This window comes from Vibrio sp. 10N.222.48.A3 (genome assembly GCF_041475345.1).
Lineage (GTDB): Bacteria > Pseudomonadota > Gammaproteobacteria > Enterobacterales > Vibrionaceae > Vibrio > Vibrio tasmaniensis_A.
Genome location: NZ_JBFRVX010000163.1, coordinates 1 through 3,561, shown reverse-complemented (window position 1 = coordinate 3,561; position 3,561 = coordinate 1). Strand labels below are relative to the sequence as shown.

Here is a 3,561-nt window from a genome sequence, read left to right as displayed (position 1 = left end):
GTACTGCGGTTACATCATGGTGAACAGCAAGAATGGTACGCCCTTCATTAACGCATTCACGAACTAGCGATTCTAAATAACGAACGCCTTGTTCATCCATGCCAGTCGTTGGTTCATCCAACACCAACAAACTTGGGTTATCCAATAATGCTTGTGCAAACAACACGCGTTGCTGCTCGCCACCCGACAATTGACCCATACGGCGGTCGCTACGAGTCGCCATTCCCACACGGTCGAGTTGCGCTAATGCAAGATCCAATTGCTTAGACTTACGACGCCAAAACAGCGGAATTCGAGTTTGGTTAAGCAGGACGAAATCCATTACCGTCAGAGGTAAGCTCGATTCGAAGGTCGCTTTTTGAGGAACGTAACCAATGCTTGGCTTTTCTGGCCAATGAATATTGATTTGACCAGAAAAAGGCGTCAAACCGAGAACTGAACGCAGCAAAGAGGTTTTGCCACCGCCGTTTGGCCCCATGATCACATGGCACTCACCCGCTTTAAGCTCTAGCGTGATATCATCAAGAATCACGTTATTGTCGTATTGCAGACCGAGTTGGTTAATTGAAATCGATGGACCTTGCATTACGCCTTCCCACTTTTAGCCTGGTTAGCCGCAGCAAATTTCATGGCTTCGATTAACGTTTCTAAGTTCTTCTTCATCTCAACTTCTACCTTATCGTCTTGATACTCACCGTGCGTCATGTGAGAGAAACGGTAAAGCTGAACGCCTGTTTCTGCTTCAATCGTGTCAACAAAGCGGTTTGGCATGTTTAGCTCGTAGAACAGAACATCAATGCCTGATGCGCGGATTTTCTCGATCGTATCTTGCAGTTGGCTCGCACTTGGTTCAACACCGTGTGCAGGCTCAATCACCGCCGCAACATCCACACCAAACTCTTGAAGGATATAGCCATAAGCATTGTGCGTAGTCGCTACTTTCATACCTGATGTGTCGAGTTCGCCTAGTGACAACATCGCATCGCGCTTCATAAAGCGAAATTGCTTGGCGTATTTACGTGCGTTCTTGCGATAAAACGTAGCGTTGTCTGGGTCGAGCTTAGAAACTTCGCTCGCGATGGTGTAAACCTTTTGGATTGTTGTAGAAAGTCCAACAAACGTATGTGGGTTCACTGCGCCTTGGCCAACAGACTGGCCTAATGCAGGAAGTAGAGGTACTTCTTTGTTCGCTTCAATAACCATTAAATCATCACGTTGCGCAGCTGAAATGACTTTTAATGCGAAGTCATCGTGGCCAATACCGTTTACCACGATTGCATCCATCTGGCTCAATCGCTTCAAGTCATTCGGTTGTGGCAAATAATTATGCGGGTTAAAGCCAGCATCAACCAAAGGAAGGATGTTCACTTTGTCACCTACCACTGCTTTTACGTAGCTATAGTAAGGCTGTAGGGTAATGCCTATCGTCAACTTATCGCTGTCGACTGTGTATTCTTTTGCCAATGCATTGGGTGTCGATAGCACCGCCATTAACGACATCAATAGAGTCATGAATCGCATAGTAAATCTCTTATTAGTGAGCATTTTGTTTTTCGAGAGTCCGGGATTAATGTGAAGAAGCTTCATGCTGATCAGCAACTTCTGACTCATTCACCACCAATTTCCAGCCTGCAGATTCCAATGTATTTTCATCAAATTGAGTAGGTTTGCTTGCGACACCACCAAAGAAAATCCAGATTTCCGGAGAAACACTATTCGCATTCAAAATAAAGGAGTCCGCGAAGCCATGATCGCTTTGTGCAGCATATTCACTTGATGTAGCGTGTTCACTTGGCGTAGAAAAGTAGTAACCACGCTCGTCCAATAACCAAGTATGAGAACCTTTGCGTTTCCAACTCTGGTCTTCAACAAAAGGCGCGACCCATTCATCTTTAAGTGACACAACACTTGGCCAATCGCCGTCTAAGTCCATACGAAGATCTCGAATCTCTTCATGAGCCAAACGGAGTTCTGACAGCATCGCCAAGTTTTCTTGCTCAACATCAGTCACCAAGACTTGGTGATCAAGGGTCACTTCGATATGAGATTCTGCTTGATTAAACGGAATAGCAACCGTCGCAAAACAAAGGATGAATATAATGATTAGGCCAACCCACTTGCCCTCTCTTCCGCCTGTGTCAGCGCGTACACTTTGAATCATCATTTTTCTTTGATCTCTACAACGTCGACTTCAACAGGAAACTCGTGACCTGAATCAAACACGAGGTAAAACTCAGAATTTGGGTTTGGAAATTCGACAATAGAGCGTTTATCCGTCATCTCTTTCGCTATCAAGTTGTCTTCATAGTCGTACATCGCGACTGCGTAATCTATCGCTTTACTACCATCAGAGTAACCTGCCTCACAGGCAACCGTTTTGCCTTCAAACCAACAGCTCATCAATGGAAAGTGTGCTTGCGCAGGTAATGCCGCTAAACCAAGCCCCAGAGCTAAGCACGGAGCAATTATGGTGTTTGCTTTTATTGTTATTTTCATCGTTCGTACCCTCGCCACGTTACAAATTTTCAGTGGTATACTGACCGTTAAAGGGCTCTAATGAGCCCTTGTCTTTTTTATCTAATAATCAGGAGCTTTCTCCCGATAAAACCGACTATTGAAGCAATGCTTCGAATGTCAGGTGCACATTCGTACTTGCTTTGTCTGCCAGTGGGTTGTCAACCAACTCACCTTTGTAGTTCGCTTTCATTACGTAACGACCCGCTACGTCTGGAGTAAACGTGATTTCACCGTTTTCATCGCTCACTACATCAATCTGCTCTTGGTGATTGCGGTAAAGCGTACCTTCACGAGTAATTTCCGCTTTCACGTCTTTCTGGATTTCACCGTTGTAGAAGAATTGGAATGTCACCGGTTCGCCTTCAACGATGTCTGAAGGGTGTGTAACAGGCTTCATTTCAAGAAGCTTGCCTTCAATTTTGAAAACTGAATCCGTTGGCTTGCCTACTGTGATGTAACTTTCTGCGCGAGTGAAACCAACTTGAGTTACCACGTCACGTGATTTTTCAGGTAATAAGGCATCACGCTCAGCTTTAGTCGCTTTAATCCATTTTACTGTGTCACGACGACCCGCTTTGTACTGTGTCCAGTACGTTGGTTCATTGTTGATTGCTACTTTGTGTGTACCTTCTTCCTCAAAATAGAAATCAAACATTGAGCGACGCTTGCCTTTTACAACGAAGTTAGGACGCTCGTTACGGCCATCAGGCATGATAACGAATGCTTTATCACTTCCTGCTGGCTTATCAAAAACAAACGTACCGTGGGATGCCGTCACATCAAATGTTAACCAGTCACCACCTTCTTTAGAAACGGTGAAATGAGAAGGCAAAACCCAACGAGGGTGAGCTTGCGCAGTCGTCGTTGCTGCTAGACCGAACGCCATTACACCTGCAAGAGCAAGCGCCTTTATTTTTGTCTGTTTCATCATGTTCAATTCCATTATTTGTAATCTTTAACCGTGTCGCTCAATGAGCGTCTACGATGGCTACCATTATTTATCGCTTCTTTATCTACTACTTAACGATATAGTTGAGCGTAATC

The 3,561-nt window shown here is 44.8% G+C and carries 5 protein-coding genes; all 5 read right to left on the bottom strand.

The window, feature by feature from the left end:
• Window positions 1–586 (bottom strand): metal ABC transporter ATP-binding protein (locus AB4653_RS06010; RefSeq protein ID WP_372103571.1); only part of this gene is annotated, 586 nt, incomplete at its 3' end.
• Entirely contained in the window at window positions 586–1,521 is a 936-nt protein-coding gene (locus AB4653_RS06005; protein ID WP_102257994.1) for a metal ABC transporter solute-binding protein, Zn/Mn family, read from the bottom strand. The genes AB4653_RS06010 and AB4653_RS06005, both read right to left, overlap by 1 nt.
• A 46-nt stretch (window positions 1,522–1,567) precedes the next feature.
• Entirely contained in the window at window positions 1,568–2,164 is a 597-nt protein-coding gene (locus AB4653_RS06000) for a DUF6162 family protein (RefSeq protein ID WP_102257993.1), read from the bottom strand.
• A complete protein-coding gene (locus AB4653_RS05995) occupies window positions 2,161–2,496 on the bottom strand; it encodes a hypothetical protein (RefSeq protein ID WP_012600589.1) in 336 nt (111 codons plus the stop codon). Before AB4653_RS05995 ends, AB4653_RS06000 begins: the two co-directional genes overlap by 4 nt.
• A 115-nt stretch (window positions 2,497–2,611) precedes the next feature.
• Complete coding sequence (locus AB4653_RS05990) at window positions 2,612–3,448, bottom strand: DUF4198 domain-containing protein (protein ID WP_017102108.1); 837 nt, start codon at window positions 3,446–3,448, stop codon at window positions 2,612–2,614.
• Between the last annotated feature and the right edge of the window lie 113 nt (window positions 3,449–3,561).